The organism is uncultured Roseibium sp. (assembly GCF_963675095.2).
In the GTDB taxonomy this organism is placed as follows: Bacteria; Pseudomonadota; Alphaproteobacteria; order Rhizobiales; family Stappiaceae; genus Roseibium.
This window is the reverse complement of sequence record NZ_CAXXSJ010000061.1, coordinates 104,365-126,014: the sequence shown is the minus strand read 5'-3', so window position 1 is coordinate 126,014 and position 21,650 is coordinate 104,365. Positions and strand designations below refer to the sequence as shown.

The following is a 21,650-nucleotide window of genomic DNA, read 5'->3' as shown; positions in this document are numbered from 1 at the left end:
GCGTCTCTTCCTCCCAAGCTGGAAAAGACCTGTGGAACGCTGCGGCACATGTGCCGCAGCGTTTTCTTTTGCCGCAATTCAGGCGCGGACCCGTGGCACACTGGGTCCGATTCAGGCGCAAATGCGGAGCTGGCGATGCGGTTTGACGGTGTGCAAAAGTTTCGGGGCCCGGTAGCTTTCTTCCTGGCGTTCATGGGTGCAGGCAGCCTTGCCGCCCAGGCGGCGTCCTTCAGCTCCTGTGTCGCTACCTTGAAAAACCAGGCGGTCAAGGCGGGTGTTAGTCCTCAGGTTGCCGAACGGATGCTATCGGGCGCGCAGTATGACGAAAAGGTCGTTCGCTTCTCTACGTCGCAGCCGGAATATGAAACCCCGATCTGGGACTACATGGCGTTCCTGGTCGATCCCCAGCGAATTTCCGACGGCAAGGACAGGCTGAAAAAACACGCCCGGACCCTGTCGGCGGTCGAAAAGCGCTACGGGGTCGACAAACATGTTGTCGTCGCCGTCTGGGGAATTGAAAGCGACTACGGTCAGTTCCGGGGCGACTTCTACACCCCGCATGCCCTTGCCAATCTGGTTTGTGCCGGCGGGCGGCGGGCCAAATACTTCAAGAATGAGCTGATCACGACCATGAAAATCGCTTCGAGAGGCGATGTTCCGGCGAAGCATTTCGAAGGATCCTGGGCAGGGGCCTTCGGCCAGACCCAGTTCATGCCGACGACCTACGAACGGCTGGCGGTCGATTTCGACGGCGACGGCCGCAAGGATCTGGTCACGTCCATTCCCGATGCACTCGCCTCGACCGCGAACTTTCTGAAGAAGGCAGGCTGGAACCCGGCTCTTCCGTGGGGCTATGAGGTCCGCGTGCCGTCTGGCTACAACGGTCACGTGGGCCGGAGGAAGAAGGCGACGCTGACCAGTTGGGGCAATCGTGGCCTGACCCGCATGGATGGCCGTCCTCTCAAGGGCGGGATCGAGGCCGGGCTGATCCTTCCCGCCGGGCGCAACGGGCCGGCCTTTCTTGTCACGCGTAACTTTGAAGCGCTGAGGTCATACAACGCCTCGGATTCCTATGGTCTTGCGATCGCACTGCTTTCGGACATCCTGTCCGGTGGGGAGCCGATCAAGGCGCCGTGGCCGACCGATAATCCGGGGTTGTCACGGGCTCAGCGGCTTGAACTGCAGAACCTCCTCAATAAGAACGGCTTTGACGTGGGCAAGGCGGATGGAAAGGTTGGTCCAGCGACCCGCGAGGGGATCAAGAAGGCGGAGGCCAAATTCGGCATGCCGGTCACCGGCCGCCCGGCCTGGAACATCTATCAGGCCCTCGGCGGCAAATAAGCCGGAACGCCCGACAGAGTCCGCGCTCGCGACCGGGGCCCGTATTTCACGGTTATTATCCGCCGGGCTCCGTCCAATCAGCGGTTGTCATTCTCTTTGTTGCGGCGCAATATAAAGAAACGGCAGTTGTCTCGGCGAGGTTGGGCAATGACTGGACGTATTCTCACGGTCGCGCAGCAAAAAGGCGGTTCGGGCAAGACGACCCTGGCCGCGCATCTGGCCGTCGCGCTCTCCAAGAAGAGCAAGGGCGGCGTCGCCATTCTGGACGTCGATCCGCAAGGCTCTCTCGGTACCTGGTTCGAGGCCCGGGAAGATGCCCTCGGAGAGGAGGGGACGGGGCTGGAGTTCCGCACGGCCTCCGGCTGGGGCGCGCGGCGGGAGGCCCGCTCGCTCGCCCGTTCACATGATTATGTCATCATCGACACGCCGCCCAAGACCGACGTCGATGCGAAGCCGGCTATCGATGCAGCCGATTTCGTCATCGTGCCGATCCAGCCGACCCCGGTTGATCTGTGGGCGACGTCGCAGACGATCCAGCTGGCGGCTCGGGAGGATACGCCGGCGCTTCTGGTCCTGAACCGGGTCCCGCCGCGCGCGTCGCTGACGAAGGAAATGACCGATGCCATCGCCTCGTCTGGGTATGACGCGCTGGATGCGCGGCTCGGCAACCGGACAGGCTATGCCTCGTCCATGGGGCAGGGGCACACGGTGACGGAAACCGCCCCCTCAAGCAAAGCGGCCGAGGAAGTCGCCGCCTTGATCAAGGAACTCCTGAAGCGGCTCTAGGCCCAAATCCGGAATGCCGATTGCTCCATTCCGGTCCGTATTTTCATTAATTGCCCCTCTGCCTTGGCAAGGACATGATCTGGTGCTCGGTTAGCTGATCCGAAAGGTGAGGATCGTTGCGCCGGACAGGTGTGATGTGTCCGGGCGACACGCTGCAAGTTCTTGAAAGCCGTTGGGTTTCCTGCGAACTTGGGCCGCGTTCCCGAGCCGCTCGGGGTAAGTGTTTTTAGAGATATTTATCGGGGCCGTATTTCGAGGCCTCATATTGCGACAAACGAGCTTGTCAGCCGGAGGAGTGTGAGATGGCGTTGTCTGATGTCCTGTTGAGGGGAGCAAAACGCATTTCAGGGGCGCGGGGATCACTATTCGGACTGACGGTCGTCGGTCTCGGCCTGGCGCTCTCAGGCGCGGCATATGCTCAGGACCGGCGGATCGTGACCATCGAGGATGCGGATTTCTTCGGTTCCGATTATCGCACGGTCAAGGATGTCGACCTGGAGGGCTGCAAGGCGGTTTGCCTGGGCGACAACCAGTGCCGGGCCTTCACCTTCAACACTTCCGCCGGCTGGTGTTTCCTGAAGTCCGATTTCGGACAGCTGCAGAGTTTCCGCGGCGCGATTGCCGGCCGCGTGGTCGAGGTCGTCCAGCCGCGTCAGTCCGCCGAGGCCGACCGCAAGGCGGAGCTGACCTTCATCGAGAAGGACCTGATCGAGGGTGCGGCCACCTACAGCAAACGCATCGAGCAGGACGCGAAACCGCGCGGGCAGACCGCCGAAAACCTGCGTCAGGCAGGCCAGACCGCGCTGAATGCCAAGAACGGAGTGCAGGCGGAACAGGATTTTTCCGCGGTGATCGCATTGCTGCCGGATGATTATTCCGCGTGGAGCCGCCTGACGTTTGCCCTATTGCTGCAGAATCCCAAGGATTGGCAGGAAAAACGGACCAAGCAGGAAAACGCGACTTCTGCGGCAATCAATACCTATTTGCGTGCCGTAACGCCGGATGAGCGGGCCTGGGGGCTCAATCTGCTGGGGACGTCCTTGAGCCGTCGCGACATGTGGAAACCGGCAATCAAGTCTCTGCGCGCCGCTCTTGTCCTCGACGACAACGCGAGGCTGCGGCAGCGCTATGACGAAATGGTGGCGCAGCACGGCTTCCGGATCGTGGACCATCAGGTGGATGCCGACGGCGCCGCGCCGCGCATCTGTGTAATTCTGTCCGACAAGCTGCCGAAGGATGCGGATCTTTCACCTTATGTGTCGGTCATCGGCGATGGCTCCACGACCGTCGAAACCGAACAGTCGCAGATCTGCGTTGACGGTGTGCAGCACGGCAGCCGTTACTCGGTGACCCTGCGCTCCGGGCTTCCGGCGGCAGACGGTGAGAAGCTGGAGCGTCCGGCAAACCTGACCGTCTATGTGCGCGATCGCACGCCGACCGTCCATTTCCTTGGCCGGGCCTATGTGCTGCCCGCCGGCGGCGACCCGACCATTCCGATCGTTTCGGTCAACACGTCCGAAGTTGAAGCCAAAATCTACCGCATCGGTGATCGGGGCCTTGTCTCGGCCATTCGCGACGAGCGTTTCCTGCGCCAACTGAATTCCTACCGGAGCGATCAGATTTCCGATGAGCAGGGGGAGGAGGTCTGGTCCGGCATCGTCGAGACGGAAAACCGTCTGAACGAAGACATCACCACGGCCATTCCGCTCAACGATATCGGCCTGGACATGAAGCCCGGCGTCTATGCCATGACGGCGCGCTCCAAGCTCGACAATCAGAACCGCTGGGGCGACATGGCAACCCAGTGGTTCATTGTCTCAGACCTCGGACTGACGGCCTATTCGGGTGTCGATGGCGTCACTGCCAACATCCGCTCGCTGACCAGCGCCAAGGCGCTGCCGGGCATCAAGGTGCAGCTTCTGGCTGTCAACAACGAGATCCTCGGCAACGCGATCAGCGATGACCAGGGTTTTGCCCGTTTCGAGGCGGGCCTGACACGGGGTGCCGGCGGTATGGCGCCCGGGCTTCTGGTGGCTGAGACCGACGACGGCGATTATTCCTTCCTGGATCTGAGAAAACCGGCCTTCGATCTCTCCGACCGCGGCGTGGAAGGGCGCCCGGCGCCGGGGCCGCTTGACGTGTTCGCCTGGACCGACCGGGGGATCTACAAGGCGGGCGAGACGGTTCACGCCCAGGCAATGATCCGGACCGCGAAGGCCGTGGCACAGGACGGTCTGCCGCTGACCTTCGTCATCGACCGGCCCGACGGCGTGGAACAGTCCCGCCATGTGGGTCGAAGACACCGGGCTCGGTGGCCACCTGCTCGACATCGATCTGAGCCAGACCGCCCAGCAAGGCGTGTGGTCCTGGTGCATCTACGTCGATCCGAAGGGAACGCCGCTTGCCTCCAATACCTTCCTAGTGGAGGACTATCAGCCGGAGCGGGTCGATTTCGAACTGAAGACGGCGGCCGAAGCCTTCGATCCCGCCCAACCGACTGAAATCGAATTGAGCGCCCGCTATCTCTACGGCTCGCCAGCCAGCGACCAGGGGCTTGAAGGCGATATCATCGTGTCGCCGACCCGCAGTCTGGACAAGTATCCAGGCTATCAGTTCGGCCTTGCCGACAGCGAAACCTATCCGCAGCGCGATTATCTTGAGGGCGAGCGGAAGACCGATCTCGACGGCAATCTGTCCTTCGCCGTCTCGTTGCCCACGTTGCCGGAAACCACGGCTCTTTATAAGGGGCAGCTCGTTGCACGGCTGGTGGAAGCCGGCGGGCGCTATGTGGAACGGCGGCTGGAACTGCCGGTCCGGGCCGAGAGCGGCCACATCGGCGTCAAGCCGATGTTCGACGGCGGCGTCGATGAGGGCGGTCCGGCGGACTTTTCCGTCATCGCGATCGACCGGGACGGCAAGCTGGAAAATGTCGAAGGGCTCGTGTGGACGCTCTCAAAGATCAATCGCCGTTATCAATGGTATCGCTCGGACGGAAGCTGGTCCTACGAACCGATCACCACGACGGAACGGGTGGCGAACGGCAAGCTGGACGTGACCAACGACAAGCCGGCCAGCCTGTCGCTTCCGGTGAACTGGGGTCAGTACCGGCTGGAAGTCGCATCGACCGGAGCCGGTGAAATGGCGACCAGCGTTGAATTCTCCGCGGGCTGGTATACGGCGGATGCGACTTCGGAAACGCCGGATTATCTGGACGTGGGGCTCGACAAAAAGAGCTACCGTCCCGGCGAAACCGCGATCCTGCGCATGAAGCCGCAGTCGGACGGCCTTGCTGTGGTGAATGTGGTTTCCGGCGGTCTGCTCTCCAGCCAGGTGGTGAGTGTTACCGCCGGCGAGGCGGAAGTCAGCCTTCCGGTCACCGAAGAGTGGGGCGCGGGGCGCCTATGTCACGGCAAGCCTCTACCGGCCCATGGACGTGGCGCAGAAACGGATGCCCTCGCGCGCGATCGGCCTGAGCTGGCTGCAAATGGAGCCGGGCGACCGGGATCTGGCCGTGAAACTGTCGGCTCCCGACACGATGCGGCCGGGCACCCGTCTGGACGTGCCGGTGAAGCTCGCCAGCCTGAAACCGGGAACGGAAGCCTATCTGACGGTTGCTGCAGTCGATCTGGGCATTCTCAACCTGACCGGCTTCAAGACGCCGGAACCAGAGAAATGGTATTTCGGCCAGCGCAAGCTCGGCACCGAGATCCGCGATCTCTATGGCCAGCTGATCGACCGGATGGCGGGAACCCGCGGCAAGGTACGCTCCGGTGGGGACGGCATGGCGTCACGTCTGCAATCGCCGCCGCCGGACGAGGAACCGGTCGCGCTCTTTTCCGGACTGGTCAAGGTGGGTGACAACGGTGAGGCAACCGTTTCCTTCGAGGTGCCGGAATTCAACGGTACCTTGCGGCTGATGGCGGTTGCCTGGTCCAGGGACGGCGTCGGCCACGGCGAACAGGATGTTGCGGTCCGCTCCCCTGTGGTGGTGACCGCAAGCCTGCCGGGCTTCCTTGCGCCCGGCGACAGTTCGCGGCTGCTTCTGAATATCGACAATGTGGAAGGGGCTGCCGGAGATTATGATCTTCTGGTGTCGGCGGAAGGTCCGGTTGCGCTCGAAGCGGGCGAGGCGGCCCTTCGCCAGGTGTCTCTCGGTGAAAAGGCGAAAGCCCAGGTGATCCTGCCGATCCGGGCTGCGTCCGGTACCGGCAAGGCGCAGGTCTTTGCCACTCTGACGGCGCCTGACGGATCGGAGACGATCAAGCGGGTCGGCATCGACGTGAAGGACACCCAGCCGGATGTGGTTCGCCGGTCGGTCTTCGCCCTTGCCGGAGGCGGCAGCCTGCTGCTCGACGGCAACAGTTTCGAAGGGTTGAAGCCGGAGACAGTGAAGATCAAGGTGTCTTCCGGCGGGGCGGCGCAGATCGACATCGCCGGGCTGCTCGAAGCGCTTGACCGCTATCCTTATGGCTGTACCGAACAGACGACCAGCCGCGCGCTGCCGCTTCTTTATCTGAATGAGGTGGCCCATGCGGCGGGGCTCGGCGAGAGTGCCGAAATCCGGCAGCGGGTCGTGGGCGCGATCCGGCGTGTTCTGGCCAACCAGTCCTCGAGCGGATCCTTCGGCCTGTGGAGCAGCTATGGCAGCAGCGACACCTGGCTCGACGCTTATGTGACCGACTTCCTGACCAGAGCACGCGAGCAGGGTTATCTGGTTCCGGCCATCGCCTTCGAAAACGCGCTGGACAATCTGGAAAACCGGTTGGCCTATGCCTCCGACGTCACCGACGGCGGTATGGACATCGCCTATGCGCTTTATGTCCTGGCGCGGAATGGTCGGGCCTCCATGGGCGACCTTCGTTACTACCTGGATGCCAAGCTTGCCTCTTTCACCACGCCGCTTGCCAAGGCGCAGGTGGCTGCGAGCCTTGCGCTTTATGGAGAGCAGGAACGGGCGGCCACCGGTTTCAAGGCGGCGGTCGCAGGGCTTCAAAGCGATGGCCTGTCCGGTTATCGGTCCGACTACGGTTCGCGTCTGCGGGACGGGGCAGGGGTCTTGACCTATATCGTGGCCTCTTCCGTTGATACCGGAGAGAAGGCGCAGGTCACCGACCTGCTTCGCCGGTATCAGGATCAGACCAGTCACTACTCGACGCAGGATATGGCTTGGCTCCTGATGGCGGCACGGGAACTCAACAAGTCGGCCTCGGCGGCCAAGATTGCCGTCGATGGTGTCGTTGAGCCGAACCGTCTGGTCTGGCCGTTCGATGGTGAGGCTGTCGGGCAGACGCCGGTGCGGCTTGAAAACCAGGGAAGCGATGCGACGGATCTGCTTGTTTCCGTGACTGGCCAGCCCCGGGTTCCGGAACCGGCCGGAGGTCAGGACTATGCGATCGAGCGGCAGATCTACGATCTGGACGGCAATTTGGTCGATCCGAATGCGGTTCCGGTGAATACGAGGGTTGCCGTCGTCCTGACCGTTCGGGCGCTCAGCGATGTGCCCGGTCGGCTGATGGTTGTCGACCGGATCCCGGCGGGTCTTGCCATCGACAACCCGAGGCTGGTGCGCTCCGGCGATCTGGGCGGACTGGATTTCCTCTCGACCATCAATGAGACCGAACATGCGGCCTTCCATGAAGACCGGTTCGAGGTTGCGGTCGACCAGACCCGTCATGGCGACAAGGAACTCTCCTTCGCCTATCTGGCCCGGGCGGTGACGCCTGGAAGCTACGCCCATCCGCCCGCATCGGTGGAGGACATGTACCGTCCGGCGCGCCGGGCGATCACCGATACCTCCACCTTTACCGTGCTCGGTCCGACCCGCTGATCCTTTAGCGGACCGAAAGGCCATGGCCATGCAGGACGGGAGAAAAGGACAATCGCGCTGGCGGCGCCGGTTTAAGGCCATCGGTCTTGCCGGCGCCGCGGTCGTGTGTCTGATTGCCGTCAAGGTGGCGGTGGATTACCGGAACCTCCCCGAAATTCCGAAGGCTTCGGGCCTGCCGTTATCCGCGGTCGTTCTGGATCGGGACGACAGGTTGCTGCGAGCCTTTACCAGCGACGATCAGAAATGGCGGCTTCCGGTCGGGCTTGCCGATATCGATCCGCTCTATGTGAAAATGCTGGTCGCCTATGAAGACAAGGGCTTCTACGACCACCACGGCGTGGATGCCGGTGCGCTGGTTCGGGCGGCCTGGCAGATGCTTCTGTCCGGCAGGGTCGTGTCCGGAGGCTCTACGCTGACGATGCAGGTGGCCCGCCTGCTGGAAGAGCATCCGACCAGGACCATCGGTGCGAAATACGAACAGATCCTGCGCGCCGTTCAGATCGAGAATGGCCTGAGCAAGGATCAGATCCTGTCTCTTTATATGCTGCGTGCGCCTTTCGGCGGCAATCTGGAAGGGGTGCGGGCGGCAAGCCTGATCTGGTTCGGCAAGGAACCGTCACGTTTGACACCGGCCGAGGCCGCCCTGCTGGTCGCTCTGCCACAATCGCCGGAAGCGCGCCGTCCGGACCGGTTCGCAGCCCGGGCTACGGAAGCGCGGGACCGTGTTCTGGAGCGTACGGTCGAGGCGGGCGTCCTTACACCGGAAGAGGCAGGGGCCGCGCGGCTGGACCGGATCCCGGATCATCGTCGCGCCATGCCGTTCCTCGCGGCTCATGCCGCGCGTGATGCCGTTCTTGAAGATCCGACCCGCTCGATCCACCGGCTGACGATCGACGGTCGCTTACAGGAAAGCCTTGAAAGCCTGGTCCGCGACCGGGTGCGGGCGCTTGGATCTCATATATCGTCCGCGGTTGTCGTTGCCGATCACCAGACAGGCGAGATCCTCGCCTCTGTGGGCTCTCCTGATCTCCTGTCGGAAAGGCGACAGGGGCACATCGATATGACAAAGGCGGTCCGCTCACCCGGTTCCACGCTCAAGCCTTTGATCTACGGACTGGCGTTCGAGGAAGGCGTCGCCCATCCGGAGAGCTTCATCGAGGACCGGCCCATCGATATCGGCGGGTATAGGCCGACGAATTTCGATCAGGCCTATCAGGGCACGGTCACGGTTCGGGAGGCCCTGCAGCTTTCCCTGAACACGCCGGCGGTGCAATTGCTGGAAGCGGTCGGCCCGGCCCGGCTGATCTCGCGTCTCAAGCGGGCGGGCGCCGAACCGGTTCTCGGTGGCGACAAGGCGCCGGGTCTCGCCATCGGTCTCGGCGGAGTCGGGCTGACCCTGACGGACCTTGCCAAACTGTATGCAGCCCTGGCCCGGCAGGGACGTCCGGTCTCGCTGGCGCTGAACCGGGACCAGCAGCGACAACCGGTAGGCACTTCAAAGGTTCTGGAGCCGATCGCCGTCTGGCATGTCGCCGACATCCTGTCCGGGTTGCCGCAGCCACAGTCGGCAGGAACTTCGGCAATCGCCTACAAGACCGGAACCGCCTACGGCTACCGGGACTGCTGGGCGGTCGGGTTCGACGGGCAGTATGTCGTGGCCGTCTGGGTCGGCCGCGCGGATGCGAGCCCGGTTCCCGGAATGACCGGTGCCACCGCCGCCGTACCGGTCCTGTTCGAGGCCTTTCAGCGGTTGGGCAAGGACCGGGTGCCGTTGCCGGCAAAGCCCGAGGGGGTGTTGAGCCGGCCGACTGCCGAGCTACCGGTCGCTCTGCGGCACGCCCGGGTGGCAGGCAGGGATGCGCTGTCGCGGAAGGGCACGCCGTTCCGGATCGCCTATCCGCCCAGGGGCGCGGTCGTTGAACTCGGTCTGAAGACAGGCACGAGTGCCCAGCCGCTGGTGGTAAAGCTTGAAGGCGGCAAGCGGCCTTATACCTGGCTTGTGAATGACAAGCCCGTGGAAGTGTCCTCGTACCGTCGGCAATTGGTGTTCACGCCGACGGAGGAAGGATTCGCCCAGGTGGCCGTGATCGATTCCGAAGGACACGTGGCGCGCGTCGACCTCACCCTGAAATGACGCCCGTCTTCAAACAGGCCGTCTCGTGATTCTCAAGGCGCAAGCCTGACGCAGGTTTGACAGGTGAGAATCGCTACCGAAATCGCTCGAATCTCTGTGACTGAGCGCTTTTCACTTGTCGAATCCCGGACTGAATCACGGTCGGAAGAAGGGGAAAGTGCCCCGATTCAGCAAAAGTCACGGTGTGTAAAACACGTGCTAAGGCCCCGAAATCGGTGCTATTTCTTACCGTATTCTTACTTTTGACCCGGATTTTGTGACATTCGAGCAACACGGGTTTTGAAAGGAACCCGGAACCGGCTTCAGACCGGTATTCGGTGTTGAACGAAAAACCGGGATGCGTATGGTCACAACTGCGAGCGGCTTTCGGGTCGCCCTGTTTTGCTCACTTCGGAAGTCCAACCTCCGGTCGGGGCAAAGACAGAGTTTTTCGCGGGGAAAATGACTTTACAGCGACGGCCAAGGCCAAGTGAAGTCTTCGCTAACATGACTGATTGGAGGTCAGATATGAACTTTAAGAGCCTTCTGCTCGGCGCTGCTGCAGTTGCATCTGCAACCGGCGTTCAGGCTGCCGATCTTCCGGTTGCTCCGGAGCCGGTTGACTACGTCCGCATCTGTGACGCTTACGGCGCACGCTTCTACTACATCCCGGGCACCGAAACCTGCCTGCGCGTTGGTGGCCGTGTTCGTGCCGACTACCGCGTTCGCGACTTCGCTTCCACTGGCCCGAACGCTTGGGACAGCAACGAAGACGTCTCTTCGAACTTCCGTGCACGTGCATACGTTCGTATGGATGCTCGCACCCAGACCGAATACGGCCTCCTGAAGACCTACTTCGACCTGTGGTTCACGTCTGACGTTACCAACTTCAACTCCACTGGTGTTGAAATCTGGGACGCATACGTCCAGCTCGGTGGCTTCACCTTCGGTCGTACCGGCTCCTTCTCTGACCACTGGACCGGTGAAAACTGGGGTTCCCAGGTCGGCCAGGGCCTCGATGACCGTGCAACCGTTCTTGCTTACACCGCTGCCTTCGGCAACGGCCTGTCCGCAACGATCGCTCTGGAAGACGGTCTGACCCGTCGTCTGAACCTGGTGAACCGGACCGGTATCGGTACTGCAAACGCCAACGTTTATGGCGGTCACCGCATTCCGAACTTCGTTGCCAACCTGCTGGTTAGCCAGGGTTGGGGTTCTGCACAGCTGTCTGGTGTCCTGACCCAGGTTCTCGCTGGCACGACCGCTACCGCAGCTATCACCGAATCCCCGCTTGGCTGGGCAATCAACGCCGACGTGGCGCTGAACCTGCCGATGCTCGGCGCTGGTGATACCCTGGGTATCCGTGCTGGTTATTCCGACGGTGCTCTGGGCTACGTCAACAACCACCTGACGGTTGATGCCGTTGCTACCACGCAGACCAACGTCAACACCGCTACCGGTTGGGGCATTGCTGCTGGTATCACGCACAACTGGACGCCGACGGTTTCCACGTCTCTGACGGGTACCTACGCTTCCCAGGATGCAACCGGCACCCTGTTCGATGCTGACATGTGGTCCGTTCACGGCCAGGTTGCTTGGGCTCCGATCTCCGGTTTCGTAACCGGTGTTGAAGTCGAATACCTGAACCGCGACTTCACCGGCACGGTCAACGACAACGACGACCTGACCGCTACCTTCCGCGTTCAGCGCACGTTCTAAGTCTCTCCTTTCATAGGATTGACTGGAAAGCCCGGCAGAAATGCCGGGCTTTCTTTTTGTTTGAATAGCTTCTTTCTTCGATTGCCAGTGAGAGCAGGGTCGCTTTCGAAAACTGGACGCGCGAAATCCTACCCGCAAGCGAGCGGGTGAAGCGCGACTATCCAGGAAAAGGGGTTTCGAGCCTGCCTCGTTCATGTGAATTAACGCGCCACGCGCTATCCACTTTTGACGCACGTCTTATTGCGAAATACCGGTTTCCACTTTTTCGCGATGTGCTCTAGGCTGAAAGCCGGTCCAAAAAGGCAGCTATTTCCTGCTGGGTTTCCTGATCCCATAGCACCGGCGCATGTCCCTGGCCTTTGACGGTGAACAATTTGGCGTCGGGATGGGTGGCGAGCATCTTGTCACAGGTCTCCCGGCTCAGAAGATCCGATTGTTCTCCATGAATTATGAGAAGCGGAATATTTTCCAGTGCTTCGAACAAATGCCAGATATCGGGAACGGGCGACGCGTCATCCTGACCGATCAGGGTGTGGGCCAATGCCGGATCGTAATCGATCACGCAGCCTGCGTCGCAAGGACTTGCAATTTGCTGGCTCAATTTGAGCCAATCCTGTTTCGCAAAAGATGAGAATTGCGGTCCAAGCAAATGCTCGAGCTGTTCGGCGAGTGCCTCAAAACTCGGATATTGCATTTTCTTGCCAAGTGAAGCCGCGATCCGGTGGATTGCCTTCATCTCCAGGTGAGGGCCGACGTCATTCAAGATAACTCCGACCATGCGATCGGGTCCGTAGCGATGCGCCATGGCCATGGCATGAAGTCCGCCCCGGGATGTGCCGAGAATTGCAAAACGGTTCAGACCGAGGGCCTCGATCGCGTCATCGATGTCGTGCCCTTCGATGGGGATCGCGTAATTGTGCCACTCCGGGTCCCATGCGCTGGCGCCGCGGCCACGGTAATCGAGGGCGACGACATGATAACCTAAGTTCTGAAGAAATATCGAAATATCATTGAAATCACGCGTATTTCGTGAAAGGCCAGATAGGCAAAGGACGGTCGGATGACGGCTTGTATCCTCCCCTTCAGGACGCCATTCGCGGCCTGAAAGGGCCAGGCCGTCGCGGCTGGTCCAGGTGAAGGTTCGGGATGCCTGTCCGGTGTCTCCGGAGGTTTCGATATCGTCTGTCCCGGGCTGGTTCATAAGTTCGGCGCTCCTCGCATGTACCGTCAGGCTTTTTGTTTTGGGAACCTAAACGGCTTTGCCGGATCTTGCCAAGTACGGGGAGATCCGACTTGGCAATAAATGACCACCTTAAACCAGTCGAGCCCGGCTGGACGTGGCCCAACCATGTTGTGAACCTTCGACAGCGGCTTATCAAAAAGAACAGGCTGCTTCTCTTTCAAGACCATTGCCCCGCGAGGATCAGGCGATTATTGTGCCGGTCCGATCGGGGTTCCCGGTCTCCAACGAAAAATCCATGAGGAAACCGAAGATGTTTACAGGATCGATTCCAGCGCTCGTGACACCGTTCAAGGACGGGGCGCTTGACGAGAAACGGTTCCAGGATTTTGTCGATTGGCAGATAAAAGAAGGCAGCACCGGACTGGTACCTGTGGGGACGACGGGTGAAAGCCCGACGCTGTCTCACGACGAACACAAGCGGGTTGTCGAGCTATGCGTCGAAGTGGCGGCCGGACGTGTGCCCGTCATGGCCGGTGCGGGATCCAACAACACGGAAGAAGCGATCGACCTGGCGAAATTCGCCGAGAAGGCCGGAGCAGATGGTCTGCTCGTGGTCACACCTTATTATAACAAGCCGAACCAGGCGGGTCTGAAGGCGCATTACCGTGCGATCGACGCTGTGGTCGGGATTCCGATCTTCATCTACAATATCCCCGGCCGCTCGGTCATCGACATGACTTCGGCCACGATGGCGGAGTTGTTCAAGACCTGCAAGAACATCAAGGGCGTCAAGGACGCCACCGCGAACCTTGCAAGAGCGAGTGAGCAGCGCCATCTGTGTGGTCCGGACTTCATCCAGTTGTCCGGCGAAGACATCACCGCGCTTGGCTTTAACGCTCATGGCGGTTCGGGGTGCATTTCCGTGACGGCCAACGTGGCACCGCGGATGTGTGCGGATTTCCAGGCGGCCTGTCTCTCTGGTGATTATGCGAAGGCTTTGTCCATTCAGGACAAGCTGGCGCCGCTACATCAGGCCCTGTTCATTGAGCCCAACCCGACGGGTGCGAAATATGCCCTGTCGTTGCTCGGGCGGATGGAAAACGAGGTGCGCCTTCCGCTGGTGGCGATTTCGCCGGAGACCGAGACTAAAATCCGCGAGGCTATGACCCACGCGGGGCTGATCAACTGATCGGCGGAACAATTCGGCACGGGACGGTTACTCCGGCCCGTGCCCATACAAGGTATTACAAGAATGGCGCCTAAACGCGGAGGTCCTCCGGGGCGGACGATCATCTCCGACAACCGGAAGGCCCGTTTCAATTTCGAGATCGAGGAAACCTTCGAGGCTGGCATTGAGCTGAAGGGAACGGAAGTGAAGGCCTTGCGGAACGGCAAGGCGAATATCGCCGAATCCTATGCCGCCGAGCACAAGGGCGAGATCTGGATCTACAACGTCTATATTCCAGAATATACGCAGGGCAACCGCTTCAATCATGAGCCGCGCCGTCCGCGCAAGCTGCTCATGCACAAGCGTGAAATCTTCAAGCTTGCGGGTGCCGTGCAGAAGGAAGGCAAGACCATCGTTCCGCTCAAGCTCTATTTCAACGAGCAGGGCAGGGCGAAGCTGGAGATTGCCCTTGCGAAAGGCAAGAAGCTGCATGACAAGCGCGAGACCGAAAAGAAACGCGACTGGCAGCGTGAGAAGTCTCGCCTGATGAAGGCCCATGGATAAGCCTTGAACAACCTGTGCGCAGGTTGTGGATATGATGTGGCTAATCTGCAGACTTCATTGGGGTACAATCTCCAATTTCATTGAACGGGACTTGAACTTTATAATCGAATCTTCTCCTCTGCATTGACAGGTTTCAGGGTGTTGTTTTTTGGGGGGATTATGAACAGGCAACTGTTCTGGGCGGTTCTTGTCCTGATTTCGGGTCAGCTTCTGGTGACATCGGCGATTGCAGGTTGCCAGACACAAGGCTCGCGTTTCATGCTCCACCACAAGAAGCCTATGAAGGCCTATAGTTGGGTGTCTTCGGGCAGTTGTGAGTACTATTTCCGTGCAGGCGGGCGCATGACTTTTACATCAGCGTCTATTATCCGTAAGGCGAAACACGGTGTGTTCAAAAAGACCTCGAGGTTCCAGTTCATCTATACCCCGAATAAGAACTACAAGGGTAAGGACAGCTATTCGGTCAGGATCTGCGGCCAAGATCTTCAGGGTAAAAACTGTGCGGAAATTGTTGTCGAAACGACCGTGAAGTAATCCAGTGCACAGCGGCTGTTGGAAAGTGCAGGGGCCGGCACTGTTACCGGTCGAGCAACTGGCCCAATGCTGCGCGCATTTCTTCGCCAATCGGCTTTGGTCGCCGATTTTCCCGGTCAACAAGGACATGCACGAAGCGGCCCTGGGCTGCCGCGGCTTGTTGCCCTTCCTTGAACAGCGCGATCGTGTAAATCACTGAAGACGAACCGATCTTTTCGATCCGGATACCGGCCGTCACCACCTCCGGGAAGATGAGTTCGGCAAAATACTGGCAGCCGGTTTCCACCACGAGGAAGATCTCCTCCGACCCGGCCGGATCGAGCAGTCCTTCCTCCACGTACCAGCCGTTAACTGCGGTATCGAAGAAGCTCAGATACTGAACGTTGTTGACGTGGCCATAGATGTCCACATCCATCCACCTGGTCGGGATTTCCCGGAAAACCGTGAACTCGGATCGGGTGAGAGGGGCCGGTTTGGCCGGTTTTTCAGCGTCGCTCAAAGGGCAGCCTCGTAAATGGCAAGGGCATCGGCCTCGGTGACCGGCCGGGGATTGTTGACCAGAAGGCGGGTCTGCTTCATGGCATCGCTGGCCATCTTGGGCAAGTCGGCGGCGGTGATACCGACTTCACGCAAGGTGGATTGAAGGCCGAGCCGGTTCGAAAGATGTCCCAATTCGTCGGCAAATGCCTGGGCACGGGCCTCCGGTTCGTCGAGAACCGCCAGCTCCGGAAAAACATGGGGCGCGAGTATGGCGTAGTCCGTTGCTGCGTCGGCTGCGTTGAAGCGCAGGACATGAGGCAGGACGAGCGCGTTCGATAGCCCGTGGGGAACATGGAACGTGCCGCCGATCGGATAGGCAAGCGCATGAACGGCGGCGACGGGCGAATTGGCGAAAGCCATGCCGGCCAGCATGGAGCCCAGAAGCATGGCGCCGCGGGCGTCCTCGTTCTTGGGTTCGAAAACGGCGGTTTCAATGTTGGTGCCGAGCAGCTTCAGCGCTTCGATCGCGAGAGTCCTGGAGACAGGGTTGTTGTTCGCACTCTTCGAAGCATAGCCTTCGATGGCGTGGACCATGGCATCGATGCCGGTGGCCGCCGTGACATGGGCCGGCAGGCCGAGGGTGAGTAACGGATCCAGAATGGCAAGGTCGGGCAGCAGAACCGGGGAGACGACACCGCGCTTTTCGTCGTCCTCCAGAGTGATGATCGAAATCGGCGTGACTTCCGAGCCGGTTCCGGCGGTCGTCGGAATGAGCACCAGGGGCAGGCGAGGGCCCTTGGCGTTGCCGATCCCCCAGGCATCGTCCAGATCCTCGCCGCTCGAGGCGAGCAGGGCGACCAGCTTGGCGATATCGAGAGAAGAGCCACCGCCGAAACCGATGACGCTGGTTGCGCCGTGCTTCATCGCCATACGCGTGGCCTGTTCCACCAGCTTGCGAGGTGGGTCTGCCAGCACGTCCTCATAAAGGGCCGTTTGGTAGCCCGCAGCTTTCAGATCCTTCAGGCAGCCGTCGATCAGTCCGCAGTTGATGATCCCCTTGTCGGTGACGATGAAAGGCCGATCGCCCAGAAGATCGCCGGCATGGCTGGAAAGCGCCCCAGCGGAACCGCTTTCAAAGACCACCCTGTGGCTGGTGTTGAAGGTAAACGCCCCGATCATCCTGTCCTCCCGCACGTTTTACCGCCCGATACGGCATGCTTTCGCGCCAGAATGCAAGGGCAGGTGGCTTTCGTCGAGATCTACTTTGGTGAAAACGGTACAGCGTTTCGAAATGGTGCCGTTACAGCTCGCGCGGGCCGAATTTGTTGGAGCGTGGGAAGCCGGTCGGCGGTAGACGTCCGGCCTGTCCGCGTTCGCCGCGCCAGTCGGCCAATTCGTTCAGCGTGCGGGTGAAACTGCGGCCGGAACTGTCGGTCCAGGTCAGACCGTCTTCGCCCTTGAAGACCCGGATATCGGCGATGTGGCCGTCGCGGTAGCGCTGCAAACGCACGCCGCGGCCGCGGCCCATTTGCGGAATCTGCTCCAGCGGGAAGACCAGAAGCTTCCGGTTCTCGCCGATCACGGCCACATGGTCGCCTTCGGCAGCAACGCAGATCGAGGCTTCCGCCGGGGCTGCCAGGTTCAGGACCTGCTTGCCCTTGCGTGTATTGGCAATGACATCGTCTTCCGGCACCCGGAAGCCGCGGGCTTCGTCGTTGGAAATCAGCAGGATCCGTCCCGGTTTGTGGACGAAGGCGCTGATCACGTCCTGGGCCTCGTCCATTTCCACCATCAGCCGGATCGGCTCGCCATGGCCGCGTCCGCCGGGAAGCTTGTCGGCGCCCAGCGTGAAGAACTTGCCGCCGGTGGAGAAGATCAGGATCTTGTCGGTGGTTTCCGCATGGAAGGACAGTTTCAGCTTGTCGCCCTGTTTGAAGGCGAGGTTGCCGAGATCTGCCTGATGGCCCTTCAGCGCGCGGATCCAGCCCTTTTCGGAGACGATGACCGTGATCGGTTCCTTTTCGATCATGGCCTGCTGAATGTCGTCCAGATCGTGCTCCGGGGCCTCTGCCAGGCCGGTACGCCGTTTGCCGATGTCGGTTTCCGGTCCGTAGACCTTGGAGACCTCCGCAATCTCCTTGCTGATCCGGGTCCACTGGCGTTGGTCGGAGCCGAGCAGCTTGGTCAGCTCGTCCTTTTCCTCGGAGAGCTTTTCGTGCTCCTTGCGGATTTCCAGTTCTTCCAGCTTGCGCAAGGACCGCAAGCGCATGTTGAGAATGGCTTCGGCCTGAACGTCGGTCAGTTCGAACGTCCGGATCAGTTCACCCTTGGCATCGTCCTCCTCGCGGATGATGCGGATCACCTCGTCGAGGTTCAGATAGGCGATCAGATAGCCTTCGAGAACTTCGAGACGATGGTTGATCTGGGCCAGCCGATGTTCGGAGCGGCGGACCAGGACTTCCTTGCGATGGTCCAGCCATTCGCGCAGGACCTGCTTCAGGCCCATCACCATGGGCACCTTGCCCTGGGAGAGCACGTTCATGTTCAAGGCGAACCGATTTTCCAGGTCCGTCAGCTTGAACAGGGATTCCATCAGGAGCGTCGCGTCGACATTGCGCGAGCGGGGAACCAGAACGATGCGGATGTCTTCCGCCGATTCATCTCGGATGTCTTCCAGAAGCGGCAGCTTGCGCGCGGTCAGAAGCTCGGCGATCTTCTCGATCAGCCGCGATTTCGGCACCTGGAAGGGGATCTCGGTGACCACCACGTTCCATTGGCCGCGGCCGAGATCTTCGACCTCCCAGCGGGCGCGGACGCGGAAGCTGCCGCGACCGGTCGTGTAGGCTTCGCGGATTGCCGCCTCGTCGGAGACGAGAAGGCCGCCGGTCGGGAAATCCGGGCCCTTGATGAACTGCAGCAGTTCATCGGGCTCGCATTTCGGGTTCTTGATCAGGTGTTGCGAGGCTTCGCAGAGTTCAAAGGCATTGTGCGGCGGGATTGAGGTCGCCATGCCGACGGCGATCCCCGAAGAGCCGTTGCCGAGGAGGTTCGGGAAGCCGCCCGGCAGAACGATCGGCTCCTTGTCTTCGCCGTCATAGGTCTCGCGGAAATCGACGGCATCTTCGTCCAGACCGTCGAGCAGGCGCTTGGCGGTATCGGTGAGGCGGGCTTCAGTGTAACGCATGGCGGCGGCATTGTCGCCGTCCACATTACCGAAGTTGCCCTGGCCTTCGATCAGCGGGTAACGTTGCGCGAAATCCTGGGCGAGGCGGACGAGGGCGTCATAGACGGCCTGATCGCCATGGGGATGGTATTTACCGATGACATCGCCGACGACGCGGGCGCATTTCTTGAAGCCGGCGCCGGGATCGAGTTTCAGAAGGCGCATGGCGTAAAGCAGGCGCCGGTGCACCGGCTTCAGCCCGTCGCGCACGTCCGGCAGGGCGCGGTGCATGATGGTCGACAGCGCATAGGCAAGGTAGCGCTCTTCCAGCGCTGTGCGCAGTTCGATGCCTTCAATGCCGCTTGGACCGCTCGGCGGAATCAACTCGTTTCCCATAGGAAACGAGTAGCGGCATCGAAAGTTCGACGCAAATGATTTGCGCAGAACTCTGCGGTTTCGAGCGTGGTTTTCCCCGGTTCGGGCATCCGGGGTGGATGGTTTCGATACTATTGCCGGGACGGCTGTAAGCAATGTGTCGGCTAAAGCGGGAAAGTGGAAAACTTACAACCCTGAAGCCTGGCGGCGATTTAGAGCCGGTGCCGTACTGTGATGTCACGGCGGAGCGCCGCAACGTAATATCTGACTAACGGGTTATTTAAGGTTTATCAGTAAGTTTATCAGGATATTGCCGGAACTATATAGCCGGATGTGCATTTTGGAATTGAACGGCAAAATATATTTGAGGCCTGTCAGGTGAAACTTGAAAAGCTAAAAAACCTGTTTTCTGTTCCGAGCGGTGACCCCGAACTGACGCTAGCGCAGTTCGATGCCAATACCAGACAGCTTCCCATGATGTATGCGCTGCTGCTGGTCAACACCTGGGCGCTGGTGGCAACGTTCTGGAACCTGGCGCCCCGCAGCCTCACGTTCTATATTCCGGTTGGGCTGTCAGTCCTGGTATTCGTCCGGCTGGTGAGATGGAGGCGCTCCATTTCAAAGTGCCCGGATGCCGCAACCGCTTTGAAATCCCTGAAACAGACAAATACGCTTGCACCGCTCATCGCGGCCGGCTTTTCCGCCTGGTCACTGGCGCTTTACCCTTATGGCGATGCCTATGCACAGGGGCATGTGGCGTTCTTTATGGGGATCACGGTCGTCGGCTGCATTTTCAGTCTGATGCACATGCTGTCGGCGGCGTTCAACGTGACGATGATCGTCAACGCCGCCTTCATCGTCTTCTTCGGCTTTTCCGGCAATCCTGTCTTCATGGCCAACGCCGGCAATCTCATCTTCGTGTCGATAGCCCTGCTGGTGATCGTGTCGATCAACTACAACAGGTTTGTTTCACTGATCGGGTCCCAAAGACAGCTCATCCAGCAGCAGAACGAGCTTGTGCAGAAGCAGAAAGAGACGCTGGAGCTCTCGAACGAAAACTACCGCCTTGCCAATCTAGACAGCCTGACCAATCTGCCGAACCGACGCTGTTTCTTCTCAGAGTTTGCGGAAAAACATGCGTCCGCGGCTATGGAACAGGCGCCGCTCATTATCGGCCTGATCGACCTGGACGGGTTCAAGGCCGTCAATGACTTGTACGGTCATGCGGTCGGAGACAAGCTGCTGGTGTCCGTGGCGGAGCGCCTGAAAGTTGCCTGCCAGGGGGATCTTCTCCTTTCGCGCCTGGGCGGCGATGAATTCGCCATTCTGATCAACCTGGAGCTTAGCGATGAGAACCTGATGCAGATCGGGCAAAATCTGTGCACGGTTCTGGAGGCGCCGTTCAATCTGGCGGAAGCGACCCTGTCGATTTCAGCCAGTATCGGTTTTGCCCGTTGGCAGACTGGCATCCAGTGCGACGAGCTCTACGAAAATGCGGACTTTGCCCTTTATTCCGCTAAACGAAGCCGGGATGCAGGCAGCAGTCATGTGGTCCTCTTCGGCAAGCCGCATGAAGCCAGGATCCAGCGGACGAAGCTTCTGGAAAAGGCTCTTCGAAGCGATACGGTCGCCGATGAAATGGGTGTTGCCTTCCAGCCGGTCGTGGATGTGAACAGCCGCGCAGTGGTGGCGTTCGAGGCGCTCGCACGCTGGACCAGTCCGACGCTGGGCATGGTGCCTCCGGGCGACTTTATTCCGGCTGCCGAACGGGCAGGGCTTATAAACCCGCTGACCCTGGTTTTGTTCAGGCAGGCGCTTATCTGCGCCAGGACCTGGCCGGAGGACGTCCGCCTGTCGTTCAATCTGTCGGCGGCCAATATCGCCAAGACCGACTATGTTCGCGAACTTGTCGACGAAATCCATAATTACGGCGTTGCGCCTAATCGGATCGACTTCGAGATTACCGAAACCGCGATAATCCGCGACGTCCACCGGGCACAGGAAGCGATCGCCGAACTCAAGCAGACCGGGGTCCGGATCTCGCTGGACGACTTCGGAACCGGCTATTCGAGCCTCAGCCACCTGCACAGCTTCCCGCTGGACAAGATCAAGGTCGACCGGTCGTTCGTGACCAATATCGGCGAGAATTCTGCCGGCTACGGGATCGTCAAATCGCTGCTCAACCTGTCCCGCGACATGAATATCGGCTGTATCATAGAGGGCGTGGAGACCGAGGAAGAACTGGCCATAATCCGCAGCCTCGGCGGCGAAATGGTTCAGGGCTACTATTATTCCAAACCCATTCCGGGGGATGCGGTCCTCGACTATCTGGCAAGCTTGGATGGCATATCGGAGGAGCGGTTTTTAAACCGGGCTTGATTGCCGTCAAGGTCGAAT

14 protein-coding genes and 1 pseudogene are annotated in these 21,650 nt (G+C 60.3%); 11 read left to right on the top strand and 4 right to left on the bottom strand.

All coding sequences use genetic code 11. From position 1 onward, the window contains the following. Positions 1-135 precede the first annotated feature (135 nt). From ABIN98_RS24475 to ABIN98_RS24445, 7 genes and pseudogenes are all read left to right on the top strand, one after another. Positions 136-1,341, top strand: a complete 1,206-nt coding sequence (locus ABIN98_RS24475; protein WP_346914071.1) for a lytic murein transglycosylase — start codon at positions 136-138, stop codon at positions 1,339-1,341. A 147-nt stretch (positions 1,342-1,488) separates the two neighbouring features. Beyond that, positions 1,489-2,127, top strand: a complete 639-nt coding sequence (parA, locus tag ABIN98_RS24470) for a ParA family partition ATPase (RefSeq protein ID WP_346914069.1) — start codon at positions 1,489-1,491, stop codon at positions 2,125-2,127. Between the two features lie 302 nt (positions 2,128-2,429). After that, positions 2,430-4,628, top strand: a complete 2,199-nt coding sequence (locus ABIN98_RS24465; protein WP_346914067.1) for an MG2 domain-containing protein — start codon at positions 2,430-2,432, stop codon at positions 4,626-4,628. Beyond that, positions 4,549-5,457 (top strand): annotated as a pseudogene (locus ABIN98_RS24460) (alpha-2-macroglobulin); the annotation flags it as partial. The gene ABIN98_RS24465 and the pseudogene ABIN98_RS24460, both read left to right, overlap by 80 nt. 97 nt (positions 5,458-5,554) lie before the next feature. Further along, positions 5,555-7,954, top strand: coding sequence for an alpha-2-macroglobulin family protein (locus ABIN98_RS24455; RefSeq protein WP_346914065.1), 2,400 nt, complete (start codon positions 5,555-5,557; stop codon positions 7,952-7,954). Between the two features lie 22 nt (positions 7,955-7,976). Next, the gene (gene pbpC, locus ABIN98_RS24450) at positions 7,977-10,088 is read left to right on the top strand and encodes a penicillin-binding protein 1C (protein ID WP_346914063.1); all 2,112 of its coding nucleotides are present in this window, start codon (positions 7,977-7,979) and stop codon (positions 10,086-10,088) included. A gap of 507 nt (positions 10,089-10,595) precedes the next feature. After that, positions 10,596-11,786, top strand: a complete 1,191-nt coding sequence (locus tag ABIN98_RS24445) for a porin (RefSeq protein WP_346914061.1) — start codon at positions 10,596-10,598, stop codon at positions 11,784-11,786. A 277-nt stretch (positions 11,787-12,063) separates the two neighbouring features. On the opposite strand, the gene ABIN98_RS24440 is transcribed toward ABIN98_RS24445, so the two are convergent. After that, the gene (locus ABIN98_RS24440) at positions 12,064-12,987 is read right to left on the bottom strand and encodes an alpha/beta hydrolase (RefSeq protein ID WP_346914059.1); all 924 of its coding nucleotides are present in this window, start codon (positions 12,985-12,987) and stop codon (positions 12,064-12,066) included. Positions 12,988-13,279: 292 nt separating this feature from the next. Between ABIN98_RS24440 and dapA the strand changes: the two genes are divergently transcribed. The 3 genes from dapA (at position 13,280) to ABIN98_RS24425 (ending at position 15,235) form a co-directional block, all read left to right on the top strand. Beyond that, positions 13,280-14,158 carry a 4-hydroxy-tetrahydrodipicolinate synthase gene (gene dapA / locus ABIN98_RS24435; protein WP_346914057.1) on the top strand — a complete coding sequence of 293 codons (879 nt, stop codon included), beginning with the start codon at positions 13,280-13,282 and terminating at the stop codon, positions 14,156-14,158. 63 nt (positions 14,159-14,221) lie between these two features. Beyond that, the gene (gene smpB, locus ABIN98_RS24430; RefSeq protein ID WP_346914055.1) at positions 14,222-14,701 is read left to right on the top strand and encodes an SsrA-binding protein SmpB; all 480 of its coding nucleotides are present in this window, start codon (positions 14,222-14,224) and stop codon (positions 14,699-14,701) included. 159 nt (positions 14,702-14,860) lie between these two features. Beyond that, the gene (locus tag ABIN98_RS24425; RefSeq protein ID WP_346914053.1) at positions 14,861-15,235 is read left to right on the top strand and encodes a hypothetical protein; all 375 of its coding nucleotides are present in this window, start codon (positions 14,861-14,863) and stop codon (positions 15,233-15,235) included. Positions 15,236-15,278: 43 nt separating this feature from the next. Here ABIN98_RS24425 and ABIN98_RS24420 read toward each other — a convergent pair whose 3' ends face one another. The 3 genes from ABIN98_RS24420 to parC all read right to left on the bottom strand — a co-directional run bounded on the left by ABIN98_RS24420 (position 15,279) and on the right by parC (position 19,274). Further along, a complete protein-coding gene (locus ABIN98_RS24420) occupies positions 15,279-15,734 on the bottom strand; it encodes a thioesterase family protein (protein ID WP_346914051.1) in 456 nt (151 codons plus the stop codon). After that, a complete protein-coding gene (locus ABIN98_RS24415) occupies positions 15,731-16,894 on the bottom strand; it encodes an iron-containing alcohol dehydrogenase (RefSeq protein WP_346914049.1) in 1,164 nt (387 codons plus the stop codon). The genes ABIN98_RS24420 and ABIN98_RS24415 overlap by 4 nt, the downstream gene beginning before the upstream one ends. Before the next feature lie 121 nt (positions 16,895-17,015). Beyond that, positions 17,016-19,274, bottom strand: coding sequence for a DNA topoisomerase IV subunit A (gene parC, locus ABIN98_RS24410; protein WP_346914047.1), 2,259 nt, complete (start codon positions 19,272-19,274; stop codon positions 17,016-17,018). Positions 19,275-19,631: 357 nt separating this feature from the next. Here parC and ABIN98_RS24405 point away from each other — a divergent pair, with 357 nt between their 5' ends. After that, on the top strand, positions 19,632-21,632 hold the full coding sequence (locus tag ABIN98_RS24405; protein ID WP_346914045.1) for an EAL domain-containing protein: 2,001 nt from the start codon (positions 19,632-19,634) through the stop codon (positions 21,630-21,632). The last annotated feature ends 18 nt before the right edge of the window (positions 21,633-21,650 follow it).